Origin of the sequence: Arthrobacter sp. TS-15 (assembly GCF_006964045.1) — a bacterium.
Lineage (GTDB): Bacteria > Actinomycetota > Actinomycetes > Actinomycetales > Micrococcaceae > Arthrobacter.
The window spans coordinates 301,262-324,971 of record NZ_SDXQ01000029.1 but is presented as its reverse complement, the minus strand read 5'-3'; the positions used below and the strand labels follow the sequence as shown (position 1 = coordinate 324,971).

Genomic DNA, 23,710 nt, shown 5'->3' with positions numbered 1-23,710 from the left:
GGTTGCACCATTTTGTAGCGGTATCGATACCCGATTCCGGGGCAAATTCATTGACCGGCACTCGCGGTACGACAACCATGGAGGTGGAGGTCATCATGAGAACCTTGTACCCGGCCGCTGCGGCGCTGATACTGCTGATTGCCGGATGCTCCGGGCCAACAGCACCGCCCGCCCCTACCGCCCCTTCCTCCGCGTCGGCACCTCCGAGCTCAACTCCTTCATCGCCAGCGTCGGATCCCGAACCCACCACAGCAGCTAGTGGCAGCGGCCAGGGTGCCGGTGCCCCTGATGATTCGGGCCGGTTTCTCTATACGTGCTCGAACCTCAACGAGGCTGTTCCGGATGTTACGTACTCAAGCCTTGCCGAGGTGTGGGCTTCGACAGAATATGTGCGGCTGTCTTCATGCACCGCGAGCTTTGAAGGCCCCCTTCCCTTCGAACCCACTGAGGATGAAGCAAGGATCATCTCCCTGGCAAAGCCCGGCATTACTCCCTCAGAAGGTCTCGACACCTACCTGACGGCACTGGCACTATGCACGCGGGTCAGCGATGACGCTGCGTCAGAGCTTTTCGGACGAAGCAGCCGGCAGATGCTGCAGGCCGCCAGTGAGCTTTGCCCGAGGGCACCACAAGGAAGAATCATAGGGCTCTGGGCATCAGGCGAACGGGCTGCAGACGGCGAGTATGCAGTAGCCGACGGCGGCCTGGTTCCGGGGAAGTTCCAGCTCCGGAAGACCCCGCCCGAGGCCTGCACCTGGTCGGTCTCGGCCTCTGATGGCAGCAAAAAGGCCTCGGGCGGGGCAGCAGAAGGTCAATCCGGAATAATCCTTGAAGAAAAAGACGTCCTAACTAGTGACAAATGCGGAATTTGGGAGAAGATGGAGTAATGCAGCCGGTAACGGCTGGGGCGAAAATCCAACTGCATGCGGAGCTGGGGAGCATCCGAATGAAGTGGGGATCCCTCGGTGGACATGCCAAGACGCGTTGTCGTCCAGCTTGGCCTAGCCGGTCTCGTTCTTACAGGCTGCTCGGTCAAGGTCGTTGAAAATGTTGAGCCATTCAAACTGGGCGTGACGAATGCCGGCGATGCCGACAAACCACGCGTCGAAAGACCTGAACCAGTAAAGCGCTATCAATTCGAGTGTCGCGGACCCAACGGGAATCCGCTCATCATCTTGTCGAGCCTTCAAGAGGTTTGGGCAAACACCCAATACAAAAAATTCTCCGACGTCGTAGTGACTTATGTGGGCCCTCAGCCCCAAGTATTGGAAGCGGAAGAAAATGCCGCGGTTAATGTCGCTGTAGAAGCCGGAGCCACCGGCGCGCGCACTGACATTTGTCTTGCGATTATCAAAGCCTGCACCAGAAACAATCCGCCAACCATCAGTACCGCACTCTATGGGCTTGGTGGAGTTCCCATTGTTAAGGGAGCGCTCACGCTGGCCCCCATGGCACCTCAGGCCGCAGTCCTGACCAAGTGGCTGAAGGAAGTGGCGTGATGGAACAGCAAAAAAGGAACGACGCCGGTTGGCGGCTTCGGGGACACAAGATCATCACAGCATTGGCTGCGGTTCTTCTGACGGTGGCAGGTATGTCGGCGGTGGTCTCAAGCACCCCAGCCCATGCAGACCAACAGAAACAAATCATTGGGATCGGGCTTACCAAGCCGGCGGGGACGGTGCTGGACCCGATTGGGCGGATGTGGGTTTCAGACAGCGTGGCCGGTTTCTGCCGGATGTCCGAACCAGTGAACGGAAATGCAGGCACCATTGAACAGGACACGTGCCTGGGCGGAACCTCACCCGATGCCGGGCCAGGACCCAAGGTTCCAGGAGTCTCCATCGTCCTTGATCCGACGCCTGGATCCATAGGCAACGGTGATGAGACAGCATTCATCCCCGACTCCGCTGTGGGGAGTTCACATCTTGTCCGGGCAGTGTGGAATCCGCCGCTGGACCTCTTCGAATACAGCAGTACGCTGACGGTCCTCGATGGCGACGTTCGTCCCAATGCAGTTTCCGACGGCCCTGACGGCAACATTTACCTGTCTTTCGCAAATGCCCGCTCCATCATCAAGATCGTTGATCCGACCATCATGCATCCGAGCATCGAATCCATCGCATCGGTCACCACTCGGGCGCTGGGCCTTGTTGCAGCAGGCTGGGACAGCAATGGACACGTCAGTGTCTATGTACTCGAAACCAGTGGCCTCCGGGCATTCTCCGCTCCGGGCAACGGTGAAATGACAGATTACGTACCGTTGACCTCCTACAACGTAGGCGTCGCTTCAGCGATCTTCTACGACTACGACGCCCACGTTATCTACACAGGGACGAGCAGCGGCACCACGGCGGGCGCAGACAAGGTATCGCGGCTAAACCTCAGCACCGGCGCAGTCGACAACCAATGGGCCTTGGGATTCAGCAAAATCAGCGGCCTGGGCATGCGTGGGGGTCAACTTCTGGTCCTGGACGATCCGGGACAACTGGGCTCAACCCCGGGTACCGGCCGGGGCAGTATCAGCATCCTTGGCGGCGCGGTGGCCAAAATTACCTCAGGACCCACGCTGGCCAACGGTGCACTGGCCCCCAACCCCGAATTCACCAATGACACCACACCAACGTTCGTTGTGACCGCTGAACCGGCCGGCAGTGCCTTGGAATGTTCAATGGGCGGCACGTGGGTGAACTGCACAGGCGGAACGTATACGTCAGCTGCACTGCTCAACGGACCCCAGACCTTCTCCGTAAGGCCTGCCCCGGGTGGAGTCCCGGTGTCCAGGAGCTTCACTGTGGACACGGTCGCACCTGCTGCGCCTGTCTTCACCGCTCCAAACAGTGGACAGGTAGTCAACGGTAAACCTGTCCTGGGTGCCACGTTCGAGCCGGGAACAGCGCTCACCTGTTCAGTCGACTCGACGGCCGACGCCGCTTTCCAGGCTTGTGTACCCGGAGACACTTTCACGCTCACCACAGAAGGTGCGCACACTTTGAGGATCCGCAGTACAGACCGGGCCGGCAACGTCAGCCCCGTTGCTGCACAAACAGTGACAGCTGATCTGACCGCCCCCCAGGTGGCCATCACAGCTCCGGCCAGCGGAGCTACCGTAGGTGCTGGCTACCAGTTCCAATTTGGCTCCAGCTCCCCGGACGTGGCGGGATTCCGCTGTCGCTTGGGAACCGATGCCTTTACCGCATGCACCTCGCCGAAGGTCTACGCGGACATCGCGAACGGACCAAAGAGGTTCGAGGTAGAGGCCAGGGACGGGGCAGGCAACACCACTGTTGCGGGCGTCAACTTCACGGTCTTCGTAGCTGACACGACTCCACCGACGGTGACAGCCAGTCCCGTAGGCGGAACGTACGGACCTGCAACCAAGGTCACGCTGACCGCGAATGAGCCCGATGCCAAGATCTACTACACGGACAATGGCACCACTCCCACCGCTGCCAGCACGCTCTACACCGGTCCCATCACCATGGGAAACAAGACCATCCAGTACATTGCCGTGGACGCAGCCAACAATGCCTCCGCACCTCAATCCCAGGTGTACGTACTGGACAACGTCGCCCCAACGGTGACTGCAAGCCCCTTGGGCGGAAAGCTCACCCTTGGTCAAAAGGTCACGTTGACTACGGAGTCCGGGGCGAAGATCTACTACACCACGGACAACTCCACTCCAACCGTTTCAAGCCCCTCCGGGACCACGACGGTGACAGTTACTCCGGCGTCCACTACCACGGTGAAGTACTTCGCGGTTGATGCTGCCGGGAACCAATCCGCGGTGGCCTCGCAGACGTACACACTTCCAGCGGCGCCGGCAAACACTTGGAAGGACTACAACTCCGACGCCAAGAATGACGTCCTCGCCAGGGACGCTGCTGGTACGTTGTGGCTCTATCCGGGCAATGGCACCGGCGGTTGGTTGGTAAAGGTCAACACCGGTACATCGTGGAACAACTACAACCTGATCATCCCCACGCGGGACTTCAGCGGCGATGGACGAAGCGATGTGCTGGCGAGGGATGCGTCGGGCCAGATCTGGCTCTTCAGGGGCAACGGCGCAGGTGGGTGGCAACCTGCGGAAGCTGTAGGTGCCGGCTGGAGCGGCTTCACGGCCGTGTTGGCACCGGGCGACTTCAGCGGAGACGGCAAATCCGATGTCCTGGCCAGGGATGCCTCCGGAGTGCTGTGGCTCTACAAGGGTGACGGACTAGGTAAGTTCAGCGCCGGCCGGACCCAGGTCGGAGCAGGGTGGAACGTCATGAATGCCATCTTCAGCACCGGCGACTTCAACGGTGATTCGAAGACCGATGTCATTGCCCGGGATACGGGCGGCGGCTTGTGGCTCTACCCAGGCAACGGCAGCAGCGGCTGGGGAACGCGCACGCAGATCGGCAGCGGATGGAGTGGCATGACGGCGCTGCTCGGACCTGGCGATTTCAACGGCAACGGCAAAGCTGATGTCCTCGCCCGGGATGCCAACGGCAATCTGTGGCTCTATCCCGGCAACGGTTCCGGCGGCTGGCTGGCCTGGGGCCAGGTCGGCAACGGATGGCAAGGATTCACTTCGCTCCCCTGATAGGGGCCGGACGTAGCTTGCTGTTTCGAGGGGTGCATCGGAGAATATCCGGTGCACCCCTTTTGTCTGCCATGGGCGGCGAAGCTGCTGCCCTTCCACAGAAGGCATCCAACAATGAACTAGACTGAGGGTTTGCAAGGAACTCGTGACACCAGCGTTGCGGGCTGCGGCTGGCGTTCAAGAATTCGTCGGCACGAACTACCGAGGAGAGTCTTGACTTTCGACCAGGCAGGCCAACCGGATCTCTCCGTTGTGATCCCGGTCTATAACGGAGAACGGATTTTGGCGGCAACAATGGCCCGTCTTTCCGGCTACTTGACCAGTGGCACCTCCGAGATCATCATCGTGGAGAATGGTTCTTCCGACAAAACACTCGAGGTCGCCCACAAGCACGCGGTGGACACTCCCCACGTGACGTTCCAGGTTCTCCAGAGCCAAAAGGGCATGGGAAATGCCTACCGCAGGGGCATCGAAGCCAGCTCCGGCCGCCGGGTACTCCTTACGGCCGACGATCTCCCCTTCGGCACGGATGATCTGGACGAAGACAAGAAACTAGCCACCAAACCACACGTTGTCATCGGTTCGAAGGCCCACAAGGACTCGGTCACTGAGCGAAGTGCAATCCGTGGAATCACCACCTTCGGCTTTAAGACCCTGCGTCAGGTCATCCTTGGATCCAAGATCGGCGACTCCCAGGGAACCCTGATTGTTGACGGCGAGTGGCTTCGAAGCATGGTTGACCGCTTCGACGATCCCGGGTTCCTCTTCAGCACCCAAGTCGTCTATGCCGCTGAAAAGCAAGGCTTCCAGATCGTCGAAGTGCCCGTCACTCTGGCACCCGACGACGAACCGGGCGAAACAACCATCCGGACTGCCGACGTCGTGAAGATGTTCAAAGGACTGGTGGCCATGCGTCGCCGCCGGCGGGAGTTCGCCGCGGCTCCCAGCGCGGGAACGCACGCCTCATGACGGATTCAATCGCAGAGACTCCGTCAAACGACAACGATCTGAACCAGGAACAGCCGCCTGCAAAGACCACGAAAGCCAAGCTGGTTGACTTCGCACGGCGCGCGCTGGTGGTCATCGTTTTCGCCGCCGCAGTGTACTTCATTGCAGTCCAATGGCCGCAGGTGCAGGCCACAGTTTTCGCCCTGCAGTGGTGGCAGGTCCTGCTGTCCCTCTTGGCACTCATCCCTGGTGTTCTCCTCGGGATGTTTATGTGGCGCGTCGTCATGGCAAGCCTCCTACGGTCAGTAGACATCGAACCCCAGGGCTTGGTGCTCAACCAGATCTACCTCGTCGGCCAAATCGGCAAATACCTGCCCGGTTCCGTGTGGGCGTTCGTGCTGCAGATGGAGCTTGGACGTAAGAACGGCATCGCGCGTGCGCAGGTGTTCGTTGCATCCCTGGTGAGTACGGGGATCACCATCGGAGCGGCATTGGTAGTTGGAGCTTCGGCTCTTCCGATACTGGTCCAGCGTCAGCCAAATCTGCAGTGGCTGTACGTCATACTCCCTGTAGTGATCCTGGCGATGAACCCGAACGTTGTGACGTTCCTGGTCAATATCGTCCTGCGGGTCTTCCGCCGTCCGCCGCTTCCCGAGCGTATTCAGGCCAACACCATGGTGAAGGCCTTCATCCTTGGCGTTCTGATGTACCTGTGCTTTGGCCTGCACTTGTGGATCCTGGTCGGCCACGAGGCCACCCTGGACCTCGCGACGTTCCTGGTCCTGACCGGCGCTTTGGCGCTTGGCATGACCTTGGGTGTACTCGCATTCCTGCTTCCTGCCGGCGTTGGTGCCCGGGAAGCCATCCTCATCCTTGCCCTGGCCGGAATGATGAGCGCCGGCGCTGCAACAGCAATCGCAGCCCTGTCACGAATCATGTTCACCATTGCGGACCTGCTGTGCGTCGGTATCGCTTTTGTTCACTTCCGGTGGCGGCAGCAGTCCGTCTCCAAGACCCCCGCTGACTCCACCGCCGAGGCCAAGTAGCGGGTTCCGGATGCCCCGGGCCAATATTCAGACTTATGCCGCGCGCTAAGGAGCAAGCCAAGACCATGACAGCAGGAACATCCGGGGCTACTGCCCAGCGCCCGCCGGTTGCCCGGCGGCGCTACTTCTTGCAGCACGACTGGCATTGGGGCATACTCACTGCCGCCATAGCAGCCATCGCCTCCATCATCCCCCGACTCTTCAACCCCACGTTCTATTACTGGGATGACATGATGCAGTCTTTCCTCCCTCTGTGGCGGCACATGGGCGAGGAAATACGGTCCGGCCGATTCCCGCTCATGGAGCCAGGCGGCTGGGTAGGCGGGAACATTGTGGCCGAGGTGGGCTACGGTATCTTCAACCCGGTCAACATCGTCAACTCTGTTATTGTTTCGAACTTCGAGAACCTGTCTCTGGCGAGCTATTTCATCATCGTCCAGTTCATCGCGTTGCTCGCATTTGGTACGTTCATGCTGGCCCGCGATTACGGTTCCAACCGGCCGCTTGCCTTGGCCGCCGGCGTAGCCATCCCCTTCAGCGGCTTCACGCTCTTCTACGAAGCAGCCCGCTGGCCGGGAGGCCTCATGGCCTTCGCTTGGATTACCGTTTTCTGGTGGTCAGTCCGACGCTACGCACGTCGCAACACCTCCCCGTTCCTGCCGTTCCTGTTGGGCTTCCTCACCATGACGGCCGGAAATCCCTACGGAGCCATTGGCGTCATCCTGGTCCTGGCGGCAGTCGCCGTCGAGCTGATGCTGATGAGGCACTGGCGTCGGCTCATTCCAATCGTCATCGTCGGCGCCTTAGTGGGTCTGACCGCTGTCCTGGTCTATTTCCCCCTGCCCCTCAGCTCCGCTGTGACCGTTCGCCAGCAGAACGAAATCCTGAATGACCTCTTTCTCGCTCCGGACATGTCATCGCTGCTAACGATGAGTACATCCTCGATGATGCCTCGCATCAACAACTTCTGGGCCCCCATAGACAACGTTCCCTCAAGTTACTTGGCATGGTTCGTCCTGCCTTTGCTTCCGTGGCTGGATTTCCGCAGCTTCCGTAACCGCTCGCGCCAAATATTCAGCATCTACATCATCACTGGCATTTACTTCCTGCTGACCTTTGCCCCCTCCCAGGTGCTCGTCTTCCGCTGGCCCATCCGACTCATCGAATACGTCTACCTCGGCGTCATCGTCCTCGTCGCGGTGGTGGCCTCAGCCGGTTTGAAGACCTCATCCTGGAAGAAACGGTTGTTCATCACCGTCGCCATCCTCGGCTTTGGGACCTACCGGGCCTGGTCCATGGTGCCCGGCGGCGGCAAATGGCAGATTTTCACACTGTTCGTGACGCTTGTTCTGGTGGCGTTGGCTGTACTTGGATGGAAACGGTTCGGCTACCGGGGGCTGGCGGCAGTGATGGTGGTGGGAACGATCGCGACGCTGGGCATGCAATCCAGGCAGTTCATCCCTAACAACGCTGTTGCCGGCATCGGCTCCCCCGTGGATGCGGACACGCTCCGTGACGCCACCAGTAGCTACAAAGGCAACACAATCCAGATCTTCAACACTATGAAGATCACTGGCCAGGAATTCACTGAGGGCCGCCTCCTTTACGGCAATCAGATCCTCAATGCAGACGTCAACAACAGCATGGGCCGCTATAGCGGAATCAGCTTCACAACATACGTCAATGCCTTGTGCATGAACTACCGGGGCGAGACCTGTCCTCTGGCCTACACTGAGCTGTTCAAGCAGGCCTCCGGGGAAATCGACGTAACGTTGGCTGACGTTCTTCAGGTCGAGACGGTGTCCGTCCAAAAGACGCTGATCGCCCCTGACCAACTCACCGTTGCCCCGGGCTGGTCAATTGTGGCCTCGGATGAGACCAGGACCATCCTTCAGCGGGATAACCCGTTGCCCTATCCAGGCACCGTTTCCTGGGCTTCTGATGGCATCTCCGTCAAGGATTCCGTCAGGAACGGCAATGACGAACACATCACCTTGTCCGGAGACGGCACTGCGGGAAAGCTGACGCTTGCCCGTCTCGCATGGCCCGGCTACACCGTCACGGTTGATGGCGAACCGCAGAAGCTCACGCAGGGTCCCGCCGGAGTAATACTGGTGGATGTCCCGGCCGGCGCCACATCCGTGGACGTAACGTTCACGACGCCGGGCCTCACCATGGGTCTCGCCGCTCAGGGCGCTGCATGGTTCGGCATTCTGTTGTTCACGGTATTCCACTATGTTCGTCGGCATCGCCGCACGCGGTCAGAGGCAGACATTTTACCGGTTTCAGCTGAGAAGGTCGCTGTCTAAGCGGCTGAAAGGCAGTAGAGCCACCCATAAGTCAGAAGAGCGTCCGCCCCAAAGGGGGCGGACGCTCTTCTTTGTGGACCCCTGGCAGGTGCCTTCAGCAGCCATTAAGTAGTGCGGGCGGGGCCCCGGTCCCGCCTATTGCTACTCACATACGACAAAGGCCACCGCGCATCATACAGAGATGATGTGCGGTGGCCATATTACTGTCCACCGTAGGGTTCAAACAGCCAGTACCTGCTAGTTGCTATCGCGAAGCCATGCCACAGCCTGGTCAGCGGGGCCTTCAAACTGCACCGTGCCGGAGGCAAGCACAACTCCCCTGTCGCAGATGCGCGAGATCATGTCGAGGTCGTGGCTGACCACAACCAGCGTCCGTCCCTCATCCGAAAGCTGCTTGATTTTAGCCAGACACTTCTTCTGGAAGGGTTCGTCGCCCACCGCCAAAATCTCATCCACCAAGAAGATATCGGGCTGAGTGTGGACTGCTACTGCGAAAGCAAGCCTCAGGAACATACCGGAGGAATAGAACTTCACTTCGGTGTCGATGAACTGCTCTATCTCGGAGAACGCAACGATTTCGTCGAACTTCTCGTTGATTTCCTGCTCGGTCATTCCGAGGATAGCGGCATTGAGGAAGACATTCTCGCGACCGGACAAGTCCGGGTGAAAACCTGCGCCAACTTCGATCAACCCGGCAACGCGACCCTTCGTGCGGACTGTGCCTTTGTCCGGCAGGATAACGCCGGAGATGAGTTTCAACAGCGTGGATTTACCCGAGCCGTTGAAACCCAACAAAGCCACGGTCTCCCCTGGCTGAATCTCGAAGCTCACGTCATGGAGTGCATCGAACTTCTTGCTGAGGTCGCTTTTCCGGCCCTTCACCAGCCATACCAGGGTCTCCTTGAGGGAGTGCGAATGGCGGAGATTGAAGGTCTTCTTAAGGCCCTTGACGATTATTGCGGCGCTCATCTAGACCTCCTGCGCAAAGTGGCCCTCAAGTCGTCGGAAGACGAGTTGGCCGATGATAAGGAACAAGGCAGCCATGCCCAAACCGATCAATCCCGTCCACATCAGATGTGGAGGCAGTTCGACTGGACGGTCAACAGTGGGATACCAGAAGGCCCAGTGGAACAACTCGACAGCCACCGTGATCGGGTTGAGCTGGTAGATGAACAACACCCAAGGCGGTGCCAGCCGGCGGATCATGGTCCAGTCATAAAGCACGGGCGATGTCCACGTGACGATCATCATCAACATGTCGACGATGTTCTCAGCGTCGCGGAAGAAGACATTGACGGCTCCGGCCAAGAGGCCCAGGCCGGTCGCCGTTACTGCCACAATGACGAAGCCCAGAGCAGCTCCAATGAGCTGCATAATGTCCGGTTTCCACCCGCTGAGCAGCGCAGCTGCCAACAAGACCACCAGTTGGGGAAGGAAATGAACCGCTGCCACCCAGACAGAGGCTACCGGGAACAGCTCCCTTGGCAGATAGATCTTTTTGACCAGCGCGGCATTCGACACGATTGATCTCGTGGCATTCGAGAACGCTTCCGAGAAGAAATTGATGACGATGACGCCGGAGAACATGTACAGCGCGTAATTGGGAATCTGATCCCCTACGCGAAGCACAATCCCCAAAGCGAAGAACAGCACAACGTACTGAACCAGAGGTTTGACGTAGGACCAGGCAAGGCCCAGGACAGAACCCCGGTACCTCACACGGAGTTCCTTACGCACGATCAATTTGAGGAGATAGCGGCGCCGGTAAACATCCAGCAGCCCCGCTCCTACCCCGGGAACAGCATAGGTATCAGTGGAAGTCGTCATCGCTACTTGCTGGGCTCCGAGGCTTCGAAGGTTTTCCGCCACGATTCCATGGAAGTAATCTCAGGAAGCGCCTCCTGGTACTGGGCCCGAAGTGTCTCCCAGTTGGAGAAGAGCTGCGCATGGAGCCTGGCGGATTCCACCAGCAGCTGCCGGGCCATCTTGGGATCCCGCAAATGCCAGGAAGCCCCTGTGCCGTCCGCGTTCGACACAACGGCACTGTCCAAGTGCGCCAAGCTCCACCATTTGCCATCCTGATGAGCTACATGCGCTTCAGGGTTGGCCTTGGCGGTATCGCGGACAGGTGCAAGCGTCTGCTTGAGGACAGTCTTCACGGCCCAGGGAAGCAGGCCCAGCGCCCCGGGCTGCTTGTAGGATTGCGGCTTCTTCGGAGGACGCTTGCGGAAAACTTCCGGGAACGCAGCGGGGTCCGTCTTGACCTGGGAGTCCTGGAATTCCTCGCGCATGGCACGGAGCTGAGGCATGGTGGTGGGCAGTTGCTCGTGCAGATTGCCCGGTCCGGCAAGTACATCCCGGAGCGCCATCACGCGGGCCTGCTCGGGGTAATACTGCATTGACACCAGGTGCTTGACGTCCGTGTTCAGGCTCTCCCGCAAGATGCGTCCGCCCTTGGGGAACGGCGAATGCAAGAGGGTCGCGATGAGACGATTGCGTTCGTGGTAGTAGGCCTGCCAGTCCACGGAGTCGTCCTTATCGGCCCAAGAGACATGCCATACTGCCGCCCCGGGGAGGGTAACTGTTGGGAAGCCGGCTGCGCGGCCGCGGAGGGAATACTCCGCGTCGTCCCACTTGATGAACACCGGGAGGGACAGGCCAATGGTCTCCACAACCGTCTTGGGGATAAGGCACATCCACCAGCCGTTGTAGTCTGCATCCCAGCGACGGTGAAGCTGAGGCGTAGAGCGCAGACCTGCATTGGAGAAGTCGTGATTACCGAGCCCTTCCACCGGGCCCCAGAGGAACCGGTAGAAGTTGACGACCTCTGAGTAGGCGTGCAGGACCGACTTGTTGTACATGTCGAACATGTGGCCGCCAACAATGGTCGGCTTGCGGCAGAGGTCGGCAAACGCCACCGCACGCATGACTCCCTCTGTTTCCAGCTCGATGTCGTCGTCCAGCAGCATGACGTAGTCGCTCTTGTCAGAAACAACCATTTCGTACATGTTCCGGGCAAAGCCGCCAGAGCCGCCCAGGTTACCCTGGTTGATGATCCGGAGTTGATCACCCATGGACTCTGCAACGGTGTCGAAGCCAGCTTCGTCAGCTACCTTCTTGTTGCCCTGATCCACGATGATGAGCTCGGCAAGGATTTCCCGGAGACCCGCGTCGGCATCGATGGACTTGATGGTCTCGAGGCAGTAATCGGCGCGATTGAACGTTGTGACGCCGAGCGTGACGCGGCCTTGCGCGCGACCCTCATCAGGGACGGCCCAATGAGCGCTCTTGAGCGTCATGCCGTCGCCGCCGGCAATGAGATCAAACCAGTACCAGCCGCCGTCGCCGAAGGGAGCCAATGTCAGCTCGAAATCATTAGTGGACGAGCCCTCCACTAAAATCGAATCAACACGCTGGGCCGCACCACGAGCGTTGGAACGGTACACGATGACCGTTCCTTCGCCCTCGGTTTCGATGTGAAGAACGGTCTTGGTAGCGATAGTCCACTTGCGCCAGTAGCTGGCAGGGAAAGCGTTGAAGTAAGACCCGAATGAAAGGCGCTCCCCACGGCGGACCTGGACGGAGCCGCGGCCCAGGATGTCTTCGGGGTGGAGCTTCCGTGCCATGCCGATGGCCTGTACATCTGTATTTCCGCCGCTCCTCTGGACCTTGTTGGTGTCAGGATCCACGTAGAGCGGCAGAGTGTCGAGGTCACGGTTGGCGGGGAAAATTACGCGCTGGACAATCCGCAGGTTCTCTTCCGTCGGTGCCGGGGTTTCAGCGGCAGTAGTGCCCGTCATGGAGATCTCCTGGCTTTCGTTTGTTGTAGCGGTCATGCGTCCACTCCCCCGCTTTCAAGCTTGGCGCCGCCGGTAAAGTGCGGCTTGATCTTGTTGTCGTACATGGACAAAGCCGAACCGATGGCCATGTGCATGTCGAGGTACTTGTACGTTCCAAGACGGCCACCAAACAGAACCGATTTCTCGCCCTTGGCGAGGTCACGGTACGCCAGGAGCTTCTGACGGTCATCAGAGGTGTTTACGGGGTAGTAAGGCTCGTCGCCCTTCTCAGCAAAGCGCGAGAACTCACGCATGATGACGGTGGCGTCCTTGGTGTAGTCGCGCTCAGGGTGGAAGTGACGGAACTCGTGGATGCGCGTGAACGCGGCGTCAGCGTCCGGGTAGTTCATGACTGAACAGCCTTGGAAGTCCTCGATCGGCAGTACCTCTTCTTCGAGATCGATGGTGCGCCACGAGAGATCACCTTCGGTGTAGTCGAAGTACCTGTCCACCGGACCCGTGTAGATGACCGGCACCTGACCGAGGACAGATGACCGACCGTACTCGCCGTCGTCGAAGAAGTCCGTGTTCAGGACAACCTCAATGTTCGGGTGATCTGCCATGCGCTCAATCCAAGCGGTGTAGCCGTCTACCGGGAGACCTTCGTAGGTGTCGTTGAAGTACCGGTTGTCATAGTTGTAACGCACGGGAAGCCGCGAGATGATCTCTGCCGGCAGGTCTTTCGGGTCAGTCTGCCACTGCTTGCCCGTGTAGTGCTTGATGAAAGCCTCGTACAGGGGACGGCCAATGAGTTGGATGCCCTTGTCATTGAGGTTCTGGGGATCGGTGCCCGCCAGTTCGCCAGCCTGCTCGGCGATGAGAGCCTTCGCTTCCGTGGGGCTCATGGCCGAACGGAAGAACTGATTGATGGTGCCCAGGTTAATGGGCATGGGGTACACCTCGCCCTTGTGGCTGGTGTAAACCTTGTGCTGGTAGCTCGTGAACTTGGTGAACCTGTTCACGTACTCCCATACACGTTCATTCGAGGTGTGGAAGAGGTGTGCACCGTAGCGGTGAACCTCGATTCCGGTCTGCGCCTCATTCTCGCTGTAGGCGTTTCCACCAATATGGTGGCGGCGATCGAGCACCGCAACCTTCAGCCCCAACTCGGTAGCGGCGCGTTCTGCAATGGTCAGGCCAAAGAAACCCGAGCCGACGACGACGAGATCAGCGTTCACAAACTCTCCTGTGTATTGGCGTGCGGGCACAGAAATGCCCACGTCTACTTGTCAAGGCTACCCGACGTTACGATCGTTCCCCGATTCGGCGGTACGTGGCAGCAAGGCAGCAATTGTCCGGAAAAAACGAACGGGAGGCTCGGCCCTCAGGCAGCCTCCCGTTCAATACTGCAAAAAGAACAACGCTAGAGCGAGATCACGGAGCCCGTATTTGCAGACTCCAGTACCGCCTCAGCAACTCGAAGTGTCTCAAGCCCTTCGGCCATTGTGACAATGTTCATGGACTTCCCGAGCACAGCGTCACGGAATGCCTCGTGCTCCATCTTGAGCGGTTCGCGCTTTGCCAGGGCAAAACGCGTTGACGAGCCCTCGGAAACACCACGGAATGCCGCGACGGAGTCCCAATCGGTCTGGAAGGTGCCGTTCTCGATGAAGGTCAGGTCAGCCGAGATGGTATCCGCGATGTAAGCACCCCGCTCACCCAAAACCACAGTTGTGCGCTCCTTCATGGGCGACAACCAGTTGACGATGTGGTTGGTGACTACACCGCTCTTGAGGTGGCCAATAGCGGTGACCATGTCCTCGTGCTCGCGCCCGCTCCTGGACGTAGTGTGTGCCACGACGTTCACGAAATTGCTTTGCGCAAGCCAAGCCGTGAGGTCGATGTCGTGAGTTGCGAGGTCCTTGACCACACCGACATCGGCGATGCGGGACGGGAACGGCCCCTGACGACGGGTCGAAATTTGGTAGACCTCGCCGAGGTCACCGTTGCCGAGCCGTTCGCGGAGGCTTTGCAAAGACGGGTTGAACCGCTCAATGTGACCTACCGCGCCGATCAATCCCCGTGAGTCGAAAGCCTCGGCAATTCGTCGGCCTGACTCGGAGTCGTTGGCTATGGGCTTCTCCACCAAGCAGTGCACTCCGGCTTCCGCCAATTGCAGCGCCACTTCTTCGTGCAGCACAGTAGGCACCGCGGCTACAGCCATGTCGATACCCTGCTCGATGAGCTGTTCAACCGAGCTGCAAACCTCAAGCCCACTGGCTACGTTGTGAGGATCACCGAAGGAATCAGCGACGGCGACGAGGTCCACGCCTTCAAGCTCGCGAATAACGCGGGCGTGGTGGCGGCCCATCATCCCCAGCCCGATGAGGCCTGCGCGCAGATTTGCCACTAGCTGCCTGCCTTCGCAATGGCGTTGACCGCGGAAACGATGCGGTCAAGGTCGTCCTGGCTCAACGAAGGATGCACCGGGAGCGACAACACACTGGCCGCGGCTTCCTCAGTGACGGGCAGGTCATCTGAAGTCTGGAAAGGTGCGAGGCGGTGGTTGGGGATGGGGTAGTACACGCCACAGCCAACGTTGTATTCCTCACGCAGTGCCTTGGCGAATCCATCACGGTCCTCAGCAATGCGAATGGTGTACTGGTGGTACACGTGCTCGTAGCCCTCAGACACCTTGGGAGTGACAACACCCTCGATGTTGGCGTCGAAGAAGGCAGCGTTCTCCTGACGGGTCTTGGTCCAGGCATTGATTTTGGTCAGCTGCACTCGACCGATTGCAGCGTGGATGTTGGTCATTCGCGCGTTGAAGCCAACAAGCTCATTTTCGTACTGGCGCTCCATGCCCTGGTTGCGAAGCAGCCGGAGTCGACGCTCGACGTCGGGCAGGCCGGTGCTGACCATGCCACCTTCGCCGGAGGTCATGTTCTTGGTGGGGTACAGGCTGAACATAGCGAAGTCACCGAAGGTACCCACCTTCCGGCCGTTGACTGCCGCACCGTGTGCCTGGGCTGCGTCTTCGAATACCTTCACGCCGTGCTTGGAAGCGACCGCGCCGATTCCGTCTACGTCAAAGGGGTGGCCGTAGAGGTGAACGGGCATGATGGCAGCCGTGCGGTCCGTGATTTTAGATTCAACGGAGGCGGGATCAAGGGTGTAGTGATCCAGGTCCACGTCAGCGAAGACAGGAGTCGCACCGGTCAAAGCCACGGAGTTGGCGGTGGCAGCAAAAGTGAACGACGGAACAATTACTTCGTCGCCGGGGCCGATGCCTGCAGCCAACAGGCCGAGGTGCAGACCGGAAGTGCCGGAGTTGACCGCCACGGCAGCCCTGCCATCGAGGAGGACCTGCGAGAACTCCTGCTCAAAGGACGCAACCTCCGTACCCTGTGCGAGTTGGCCGGAGGCCAGGACGGCCTCTACTGCCTTGCGCTCGTCATCACCGATGATGGGCTTAGCGGGGGGAATGAATTCGGGGCTCATGCCTCTACCTCTCGAAGGGTCTCGTTCTGTTCAACATATGTGGCGCCGGTCTCCGGGCATACCCAGTTCTCACCACTGCGCTGCAGCGGGAAACCAGCTTTACCGACCCAACCATGGCGTTTGGCCGGGACTCCGACCATCAGGGCAAAATCAGGGACGTCTTTGGCGACAACAGCACCAGCAGCCACTGTTGCCCATCGACCAATGGTCACTGGTGCGACGCAGACGGCGCGGGCACCGATTGATGCTCCTTCACGAATGGTGACGCCAACGGGCTCCCAGTCGTGAGCGCTCTTCAAGCCGCCATCCGGGCTAACCGCCCGGGGGTAAGTATCGTTTGTGAGTACCACGGCCGGGCCGATAAAGACGCCGGCCTCCAGTACCGCGGGCTCGTAGACAAGTGCATAATTCTGAACTTTGCAGTTGTCCCCCATCTTGACCCCGGTGCCAATATAAGCTCCGCGTCCTACGATGCAATTGACGCCCAATTCGGCCTGCTCGCGGACTTGGGCCAGATGCCAAATCTTTGATCCATCACCAATTACCGCCTTGTCTGAAACATCGGCGCTCTCCGCAACCACTATCACCGGTGAAGGTCCTTCCTCATTGAGCACACGCGACAACGAGATTCATCTTAGCTGAGACACCAAGCCGCGGTGTCAAGGATGCGCGTCGACGGGCTTTGCAAAAGTTGTCCACATAGGCCACAACAGCCCCCGCGCTTGAGTTCGCGGGGCCGTAGCGTGATTCGTATCAACCCCACACTTGATCACCGCCACGACGTAGAGGGAGAGCCATGGCCTTGGAGTGCACCTTGGTACGCGCCCCTGGTGCTGCTGAAACGGCGGAGCCTGAAGAACTAAGCATCGCCGTCCCGGTGGGCGCATCCGGTACGCGGGTGCAGCAACTTCTCACCGACGCGCGTGGGACAGGCGTCCTGTCCGTCGGCGGACGCCTCCTTAGCTCTCTGACGGTGGGACAACCGCCTCTCATCACAGGGGCCGTCCTTGTGGATGATGCTCCGCCTCATCGAGGAGGGAGGATCCTGTTTAGGTCCCTGATGCTGCTTACCCACACAGGCCCCGGAGCGGGTTCCATCTTCCGGATTCACCGTGGCCGATACCGAATCGGAAGGGCGTCGCCGGACATTCCTGTGTCTGATCCCGCGATGTCCAGGGAACACGCCATTTTGGAAGTATCCAGTACAGCTCTCGCGGTGAGGGCGGTAAGCGGTGCGAATCCGGTGTTCGTGGACGATCGGTCCACCAATCGCACTTTGCTCTCTTCCTCATCAACGGTGCGATGTGGCAACTCCACCTTCACAGTCGCCATGGACGGCGGTTCTTACCCACCTATATCCGTCGACGCAGGGCTGTCGATTGAAGAACCGCTGGAAGTACGCCATACCCGCCGCCAAGGAAATCGCCGGGCCATGGCCTTGGCTGCCGGCCTGCCCTTGGTAGCGGGAATCGGCCTCTCCCTGGCTACGGGGATGTGGATGTATTTGGGGTTCACCGCCATTTCAGCAATGAGCATTCTCGTCCCGTTGATCGCAGGGCGGAAAGGGCGGCTGGCCGGCAAACTGGCCATATCGCGCGCCGTCCAGGACGACGTTGAACGCCGACACCGATGCTCGCCATCGGCCGCCGAGTTGGTTTTGGCAGTTCATCACCCCTCCCCTGTGGAACAACTGGCAATGGAACCTGCCACAAGAGATCCAGCCGTCACCCGGCCTGCGGCTTCGGCGGCAGAATCCCACGCACATGGGCCAGATGTATGGCTTCGTATCGGAGTCACTCAAACAGTGGCAAACATTCGACTGACTCCTGATGATCCAGACTTTCGGCAGCCCACCATTGGGGCGGCGGCGATAACGTTGGACCCCAGGTATCCCGAAGTGGCGCTGTGCGGACAGCCGGACCATACAGATGGCTTGCTTCGTTTCCTATTGATGCAGCTAGCCAGTTTCCCCGCTGCCGCGGAAACGCCTGTCGTTGTTTTTGGACGAGCGGGAAGGTTGCCACTGAGTGCCCGGTTTCTCCCCCGCGTTACGCTGGCAATCAGCCCGGAAACCGTCCTTGCCGCCCTGCACCGCGGAAGCGGGAAGATGGGCGGCAGGCTCTTCATGGTCGATGATTTCCTACCTGATGACGCGGAATTATGGTCATCCCTCCTGAAAGCCGCACGATCCTCCGGGTGGCAGGTGCTACATTGCTGCGTTTCGTTACAACGTTCGGCGGTGGTGGTTGAAATTTCACCCTCGGGAAGTGCCGGCTATGTGGAGACGGATGGCGAGCGCCGATCGTTTGTACCGGACCTGGTGTCAGCGCAAGTTTTCGACAGGTTCTGCCGTAAGTCCTCCGCCACGTCCCTCGCTGAAGACCCGGGGCAGGGCGCAGTGATTCCGGAGGAGTGTTCATTGGCTGAGTTGCTTCCCCACGGGCAACGCAGGGTACTTCGTAAGTGGACCGAGACGTCCGGGCGAAACGGGCCAATCGCGACGCTGGGTAAAGGTAACAGCGGCCCAGTGACCTTTGACTTCAGGCTCGACGGCCCCCACCTTCTGGTTGCCGGAACCACCGGCGCAGGTAAATCCGAGCTCCTGAGGACGCTGGTGTCTTCCATCGCGTTGAGCCATTCTCCGGATCACACAACTTTCCTGTTCCTGGATTTCAAGGGCGGGTCGGGACTGCAACCACTTGCTCGGCTTCCGCACTGCGTCGGGCTCCTGACAGACCTCAGCAGGCACCATGTGGATCGCGCTCTTGTTTCACTGCGCGGAGAGATCCGGTACCGCGAGGAGCTGTTCGCTGCCGCCAACGTGTCTGATCTTGCCCAGTATCGGCAAGCGGGCTCCGTCACCGACCCAAATATCCCGTATCTGGTCCTCGTGATTGATGAATTCCGGGTCCTGGTGGACGAGACCCCAAACACACTCCGTGAGTTAATGCGTATCGCGACTATCGGGCGGTCACTGGGCATTCACTTAGTGATGGCTACGCAGAGGCCGCAGGGAGCACTCACCGCAGATATCCGGGCAAATGTGACGTCCAGCATAGCCATGCGAGTGCAAACGGAAGCAGAGTCCATGGACATCATCAATACGAAGGCCGCCGCCTCCATACGGGTAGAGACTCCGGGGCGGGCATACCTTGCCAAAGCTTCGAGTAGCCCCGAAGAATTCCAGACAGCCTCTCTCGCGTTCTCCCCCGACAGTGAAGCATCCGGCGCAGGACCTAATGGTTCGCAGCAGGCCGTGCAATCGGCTTCGCGGGCCTTACAGCATTCCGACGTGCGGTATGCGGCCAATGAGCAAGGCTCTCCCCCGAATACCGGTCCCGATGGGGTCGTCTCAATAGTCCGCGAGGCTTGGCGGGTACTAGGCGAACCCTTCCCCCGGCGTCCGATTGCGGCGCCACTGACCACATCAATTCCGTGGCACGAACAGCTTCTTGTTGATGAAGGAGATGGGTCCGATGAGCAGGACCGTTGGACAGTCGGCCCCTTGGCGATGATCGATAGGCCACTGCACCAAGTTGTGGAACCGCTGGTGTGGTCGCCTTCCGAAGACGGACATCTGGCAATGATAGGCAGCGACTCCAGTGGCATGCGGGAGTCTTTCATCGCTGCGTCCGCGATGCTTGCTACCCGGAGACCCCAACCCTACGTCTATATCCTTGATGCGACGGGCGCGCTTGGGCACCTTGGTGCTGAGGGCCGGATTGGCGCCGTGGTGGGCCTGCACCAATTGCCCTTGGCCACGCGGGTCTTGAAACGCCTGGCCGAAGAAATGGAACGTCGACGAAGCGCTGGTGTCTTCGAGGCAGGCAATTCACCCTTGGTCTTGATCGTGGCCGGTTGGTGCTCGTGGGCTGCAGCAATCCGGAGCGGGCCCTTCGGATACGCAGAAGGAATCCTGCAGGACATCGTCAGGGACGGTGGTTCCCTTGGCGTCACTGTTCTCATTTCAGGGGAAAGGGAACTTGTCAGCTCGCGCTTTTTTGCTGCAATACAGAACCGCGCGTATTTCCCTTTGGGATCCACCGAAGAGTCGCGGTTCCACTGGCCGCGGCTCCCGGATGTGCAATCACATCCCGGGAGGGCCGTCGTCATGGGAAAGTTTGCCAAAGAAGACGGAACCGTGGCTCAGTTTCGCGAGGCTCCGTCCAACGGGCGCTGGCCGTTCGATGATCTCGAGCCTTCCGAACCGCCTTTTAGGGTGCGACCACTCCCCGACCTTCTTCACGTCAGGGACCTTCAGGCCCTAGTGGCCGCCTTACGCGCACGGGAAGTGCCGGGCGGATTCGGCGTCGCGGCTATAGCCCGCCCGGAGAGCGCACAAGCCGCCTACGGTCATTTGCAGGGCCCGCTATGGATCGGCGTCGGCGGAGATGAAGCCGACCCTGTGTCCATGCCTCTCCGCGAAAATGGGGTCAGCACTATCCTTGGCACGCCACGATCTGGAAAGAGCTCCACCTTGGCGTCACTGCCTGCTCTCAACCCTTCGTTTCCGTGGGTATACCCGCCGGACGCGTCGACGGCTGGGACTTTTTGGCTTTCGGTCGCGCGCAAGGCTGCAGCGGGTAGCTTTTCCGCCAACAGCATTCTGCTGGTGGACGACGCGGAGACACTGGATGCCCAAGGGCGCCAGGCTTTGGCTGGCTTGGTCGGAAAAGTCCGCGGCATCATCATGACAGCGACACCTGGGCCGTCCCTGCTTTTACATCTGCCGTTCGCTAAGGAAGCGCAGGCTTCCAGCATGGGATTGGTGTTGGCGCCCGGGACACCCCACGACGGAGATCTCCTTGGCGTCCGGCTTGAGGCCGATCGCGCCGGGCGTCCAGGGCGCGGGTTTCTGGTCAACGGGCAGCAGATAATCCCCTTTCAGGGCGTCTTCACTTCAGGTTTTCCGCCGTCTGGCAAAATCCATTGAAGCCGTAAGCACGCCGCACCGGAAGGGGCCGCCGGTCATCACAGTGCCGCGGACGCTCCCCCGGTCCGTGAGGCATAAGCCACAACATCCTTCTGAAATAGGAAGACGATCGCAGCCAGTGCCGGGAGCAACATTGCCAGTCCCTGCCACACCAGCCCGCCGGTCATGGTGGGAAAGCCGATGGTGAGGACAAACAACTGGGCCACGAGCGCAGCCGCCCGCGTCCACCTATAGCCACGGTAGAGGAAGTGGCCTACGGCGAATAACCAGACGGAGAAGGCCAGCAAAAGCCCTAGAGTGAAAACTGCCCCCCAAAAAGTCAGTACAGGAGCACCACGCAGCAGTTCATATGCGTACCATGCGGCGGCACCGAGGAGAGCTAGTGCTTCGAGCAGTACAACCACTGAAATGATCACAATTCCCAACGGCGGTCGAGCTACGCCAGATGAGCTTGAAGCGTTGTTCCCGGTCGCGCCGGAATCATCGCTACCGTCCGGGCCGGACACGGGCTGGGCTGGGTTTTCGGGAGGTCTTGACACACTGGCACACTACCGGACATAGTCATCTAGCAGTGAGGGCACTGGCGGCTGATGTGATGCATCGCTCACGGATTCCGAGCATTTCGACCACTAACACCCCTTGTTTACAAGGCGTTAACATGAAACGCTTGACTCAGACGACCAAGGGGGCCCATGCGGGCCCCTTTCCTTTGGAGCCTCTCGTGAATGTTTTCACAAAAGGCCCTTCTAGTTCTCACGAATGGAGTGACTGATCAGCATGGATTGGCGTAATCGCGCAGCCTGCCTCGACAAGGACCCGGAGCTCTTCTTCCCAGTCGGCAACACGGGACCAGCACTTCTGCAGATCGAGGAAGCCAAGAGCGTCTGCCGCCGCTGCCCCGTTGTGGACACTTGCCTTCAGTGGGCCTTGGAATCCGGACAGGACGCCGGTGTTTGGGGCGGCATGAGTGAAGACGAACGACGCGCGCTCAAGCGCCGCGCTGCACGCGCACGTCGCGCTTCCTAACCCACGGACCGAAAAAGGCCGCGGACCGTTTGGTCCGCGGCCTTTTCGTTGGCTTATTCGCGCTTCTCGTTGACTCCCGCCCCCGGGAGTCAGTCTCCTGCCCTCGGGGGCTAAGCCCTGGCAAGGTTGAGGACGATTTCGACGGCGGTTCCGCCCCCTTCGCGCGGGATCCACTGGATGGACCCTCCAAGTTCGCTTGTCACGAGTGTGCGAACAATCTGCAAGCCCAGACCCTCGGTGTATTGGCCGTCAGGCAGTCCAACGCCGTCGTCTGCAATAGTCACAGTTAGGAATTCGTCGTCTCCGTCCCCTTCTGCCCTGTCGGCCAGGAGCCATACGGTTCCTGTCCGCCCCTCGAGTCCGTGCTCAACAGCGTTGGTGACCAGTTCGTTGATGACCAAAGCCAGCGGAGTGGCGAAATCGCTGGGCAATTCGCCGAACATTCCTGAGCGTTCCGTCCGCACCTGTTGGGACGGGGAGGCTACTTCCGCAGAAAGCCGGAACTGGCGCCCGATCAGTTCGTCGAAGTCGACGCTCTGCGTCAGCCCCTGAGAAAGAGTTTCATGAACGAGGGCAATGGTGGCTACGCGCCTCATCGCTTGCTCGAGGCCCTGCTTGGCTTCGTCGCTGACCATTCGCCGTGATTGCATTCGCAGAAGGGCTGCCACCGTCTGAAGATTGTTCTTGACCCTGTGATGGATTTCCCGGATCGTGGCGTCCTTGGTAACAAGTTCCATTTCCCTGCGACGCAATTCAGAGACGTCGCGGCACAGGACAAGGGCTCCGAAGCGGTGCTGCTCATCGCGCAAAGGGATGGCTCGGAGTGAAAGGCTGACACCCCTGGACTCAATTTCGCTGCGCCAAGGCATGCGCCCCGTGACCACCAAGGGCAGCGTTTCATCCACCATGCGCCGGTCCTTCAGAAGGCCGGCCGTCACCTCCGCCAAAGAACGGCCTTCCAAGGACTCAACTTCGCCGAGTCGACGGAAAGCGGAAACGCCATTGGGGCTGGCGTATTGGACGATGCCTTCGGCGTCGAGTCGGATGAGGCCGTCGCCGACTCGAGGTGCTCCGCGACGCGAGCCCGTTGGGGAGGCAAAGTCGGGCCATAGTCCCAACGTACCCATCCGCAGGAGGTCATAGGCGCACTGGCGATAGGTGAGTTCCAGCCTCGATGGCATGCGTGAACTGGACAAGTCCATATGCGATGTCACAACCGCCAGAGTCCGGCCGTTGCGCACCATCGGCACAGCCTCTACCCGGAGTGCCATCTCGCTGCTCCAACTCGTTTCGCTGGAACGTTCAATCGACCGGCTGTTCCACGCCTTATCCACTAGGGGGCGCAGATCCGAGCGTATGCCCTCACCCACGAAGTCCGCGTGGAACACCGTATGCGATGTCGACGGACGGACGTGGGCGAGGGCGATGTAGCCAAATTCCGGGTGCGGAAACCACAAAGCGAGGTCCGCGAAAGCCAAGTCAGCGACCATTTGCCAGTCGCCGACGAGGAGGTGCAGCCATTCGGCATCCCCAGGCCCGAAATCAGCGTGTTCCCTGATGGGGTCTGTAAAGATTGCCACTGCACC

Annotated in this window: 18 protein-coding genes and 1 pseudogene; 10 read left to right on the top strand and 9 right to left on the bottom strand. The window is 59.8% G+C overall.

Annotated elements, in window-relative coordinates; translation table 11 throughout:
• Positions 1–95 precede the first annotated feature (95 nt).
• The 6 genes from EU811_RS11715 (at position 96) to EU811_RS11690 (ending at position 8,885) form a co-directional block, all read left to right on the top strand.
• Entirely contained in the window at positions 96–887 is a 792-nt protein-coding gene (locus EU811_RS11715) for a hypothetical protein (protein WP_223940533.1), read from the top strand.
• An 84-nt stretch (positions 888–971) separates the two neighbouring features.
• A complete protein-coding gene (locus tag EU811_RS11710; protein WP_142938662.1) occupies positions 972–1,499 on the top strand; it encodes a hypothetical protein in 528 nt (175 codons plus the stop codon).
• The gene (locus tag EU811_RS11705) at positions 1,499–4,582 is read left to right on the top strand and encodes a chitobiase/beta-hexosaminidase C-terminal domain-containing protein (RefSeq protein ID WP_142938661.1); all 3,084 of its coding nucleotides are present in this window, start codon (positions 1,499–1,501) and stop codon (positions 4,580–4,582) included. Before EU811_RS11710 ends, EU811_RS11705 begins: the two co-directional genes overlap by 1 nt.
• A gap of 213 nt (positions 4,583–4,795) precedes the next feature.
• A complete protein-coding gene (locus tag EU811_RS11700; protein WP_223940534.1) occupies positions 4,796–5,551 on the top strand; it encodes a glycosyltransferase in 756 nt (251 codons plus the stop codon).
• On the top strand, positions 5,548–6,576 hold the full coding sequence (locus tag EU811_RS11695) for a lysylphosphatidylglycerol synthase domain-containing protein (RefSeq protein WP_142938574.1): 1,029 nt from the start codon (positions 5,548–5,550) through the stop codon (positions 6,574–6,576). The genes EU811_RS11700 and EU811_RS11695 overlap by 4 nt, the downstream gene beginning before the upstream one ends.
• A gap of 65 nt (positions 6,577–6,641) precedes the next feature.
• Positions 6,642–8,885 (top strand): hypothetical protein, encoded by a 2,244-nt coding sequence (locus EU811_RS11690; RefSeq protein WP_142938573.1) that lies wholly within the window; start codon positions 6,642–6,644, stop codon positions 8,883–8,885.
• A 237-nt stretch (positions 8,886–9,122) separates the two neighbouring features.
• Here EU811_RS11690 and EU811_RS11685 read toward each other — a convergent pair whose 3' ends face one another.
• The 7 genes from EU811_RS11685 to EU811_RS11655 all read right to left on the bottom strand — a co-directional run bounded on the left by EU811_RS11685 (position 9,123) and on the right by EU811_RS11655 (position 16,779).
• The gene (locus EU811_RS11685; protein ID WP_142938572.1) at positions 9,123–9,854 is read right to left on the bottom strand and encodes an ABC transporter ATP-binding protein; all 732 of its coding nucleotides are present in this window, start codon (positions 9,852–9,854) and stop codon (positions 9,123–9,125) included.
• A complete protein-coding gene (locus tag EU811_RS11680; protein WP_165450180.1) occupies positions 9,855–10,712 on the bottom strand; it encodes an ABC transporter permease in 858 nt (285 codons plus the stop codon).
• Positions 10,713–10,714: 2 nt separating this feature from the next.
• Entirely contained in the window at positions 10,715–12,721 is a 2,007-nt protein-coding gene (locus tag EU811_RS11675; RefSeq protein WP_142938570.1) for a glycosyltransferase, read from the bottom strand.
• Positions 12,718–13,902: a UDP-galactopyranose mutase gene (gene glf, locus EU811_RS11670; protein WP_142938569.1), complete on the bottom strand. Its 1,185-nt coding sequence runs from the start codon at positions 13,900–13,902 to the stop codon at positions 12,718–12,720. The genes EU811_RS11675 and glf overlap by 4 nt, the downstream gene beginning before the upstream one ends.
• A 185-nt stretch (positions 13,903–14,087) precedes the next feature.
• Complete coding sequence (locus tag EU811_RS11665; RefSeq protein ID WP_142938568.1) at positions 14,088–15,074, bottom strand: Gfo/Idh/MocA family protein; 987 nt, start codon at positions 15,072–15,074, stop codon at positions 14,088–14,090.
• Positions 15,074–16,165, bottom strand: a complete 1,092-nt coding sequence (locus EU811_RS11660) for a DegT/DnrJ/EryC1/StrS family aminotransferase (protein ID WP_142938567.1) — start codon at positions 16,163–16,165, stop codon at positions 15,074–15,076. The genes EU811_RS11665 and EU811_RS11660 overlap by 1 nt, the downstream gene beginning before the upstream one ends.
• Complete coding sequence (locus EU811_RS11655; protein WP_014922230.1) at positions 16,162–16,779, bottom strand: acyltransferase; 618 nt, start codon at positions 16,777–16,779, stop codon at positions 16,162–16,164. Before EU811_RS11655 ends, EU811_RS11660 begins: the two co-directional genes overlap by 4 nt.
• Positions 16,780–16,961: 182 nt before the next feature.
• Here EU811_RS11655 and EU811_RS24655 point away from each other — a divergent pair.
• From EU811_RS24655 to EU811_RS11650, 3 genes and pseudogenes are all read left to right on the top strand, one after another.
• Positions 16,962–17,483: pseudogene (locus EU811_RS24655) on the top strand (FHA domain-containing protein); the annotation flags it as partial.
• 295 nt (positions 17,484–17,778) lie between these two features.
• Entirely contained in the window at positions 17,779–17,988 is a 210-nt protein-coding gene (locus EU811_RS24195) for a hypothetical protein (protein ID WP_238703397.1), read from the top strand.
• Between the two features lie 416 nt (positions 17,989–18,404).
• Positions 18,405–21,098 carry an FtsK/SpoIIIE domain-containing protein gene (locus EU811_RS11650; RefSeq protein ID WP_238703394.1) on the top strand — a complete coding sequence of 898 codons (2,694 nt, stop codon included), beginning with the start codon at positions 18,405–18,407 and terminating at the stop codon, positions 21,096–21,098.
• 38 nt (positions 21,099–21,136) lie between these two features.
• Here the strand turns inward: EU811_RS11650 and EU811_RS11645 are convergent, their stop codons facing one another.
• The gene (locus EU811_RS11645) at positions 21,137–21,523 is read right to left on the bottom strand and encodes a hypothetical protein (protein ID WP_208096048.1); all 387 of its coding nucleotides are present in this window, start codon (positions 21,521–21,523) and stop codon (positions 21,137–21,139) included.
• 352 nt (positions 21,524–21,875) lie between these two features.
• On the opposite strand from EU811_RS11645, the gene EU811_RS11640 reads away from it, so the two are divergent.
• On the top strand, positions 21,876–22,124 hold the full coding sequence (locus EU811_RS11640; protein ID WP_003804966.1) for a WhiB family transcriptional regulator: 249 nt from the start codon (positions 21,876–21,878) through the stop codon (positions 22,122–22,124).
• A gap of 110 nt (positions 22,125–22,234) precedes the next feature.
• Here EU811_RS11640 and EU811_RS11635 read toward each other — a convergent pair whose 3' ends face one another.
• Complete coding sequence (locus EU811_RS11635; protein WP_142938564.1) at positions 22,235–23,704, bottom strand: sensor histidine kinase; 1,470 nt, start codon at positions 23,702–23,704, stop codon at positions 22,235–22,237.
• Positions 23,705–23,710: the final 6 nt, after the last annotated feature.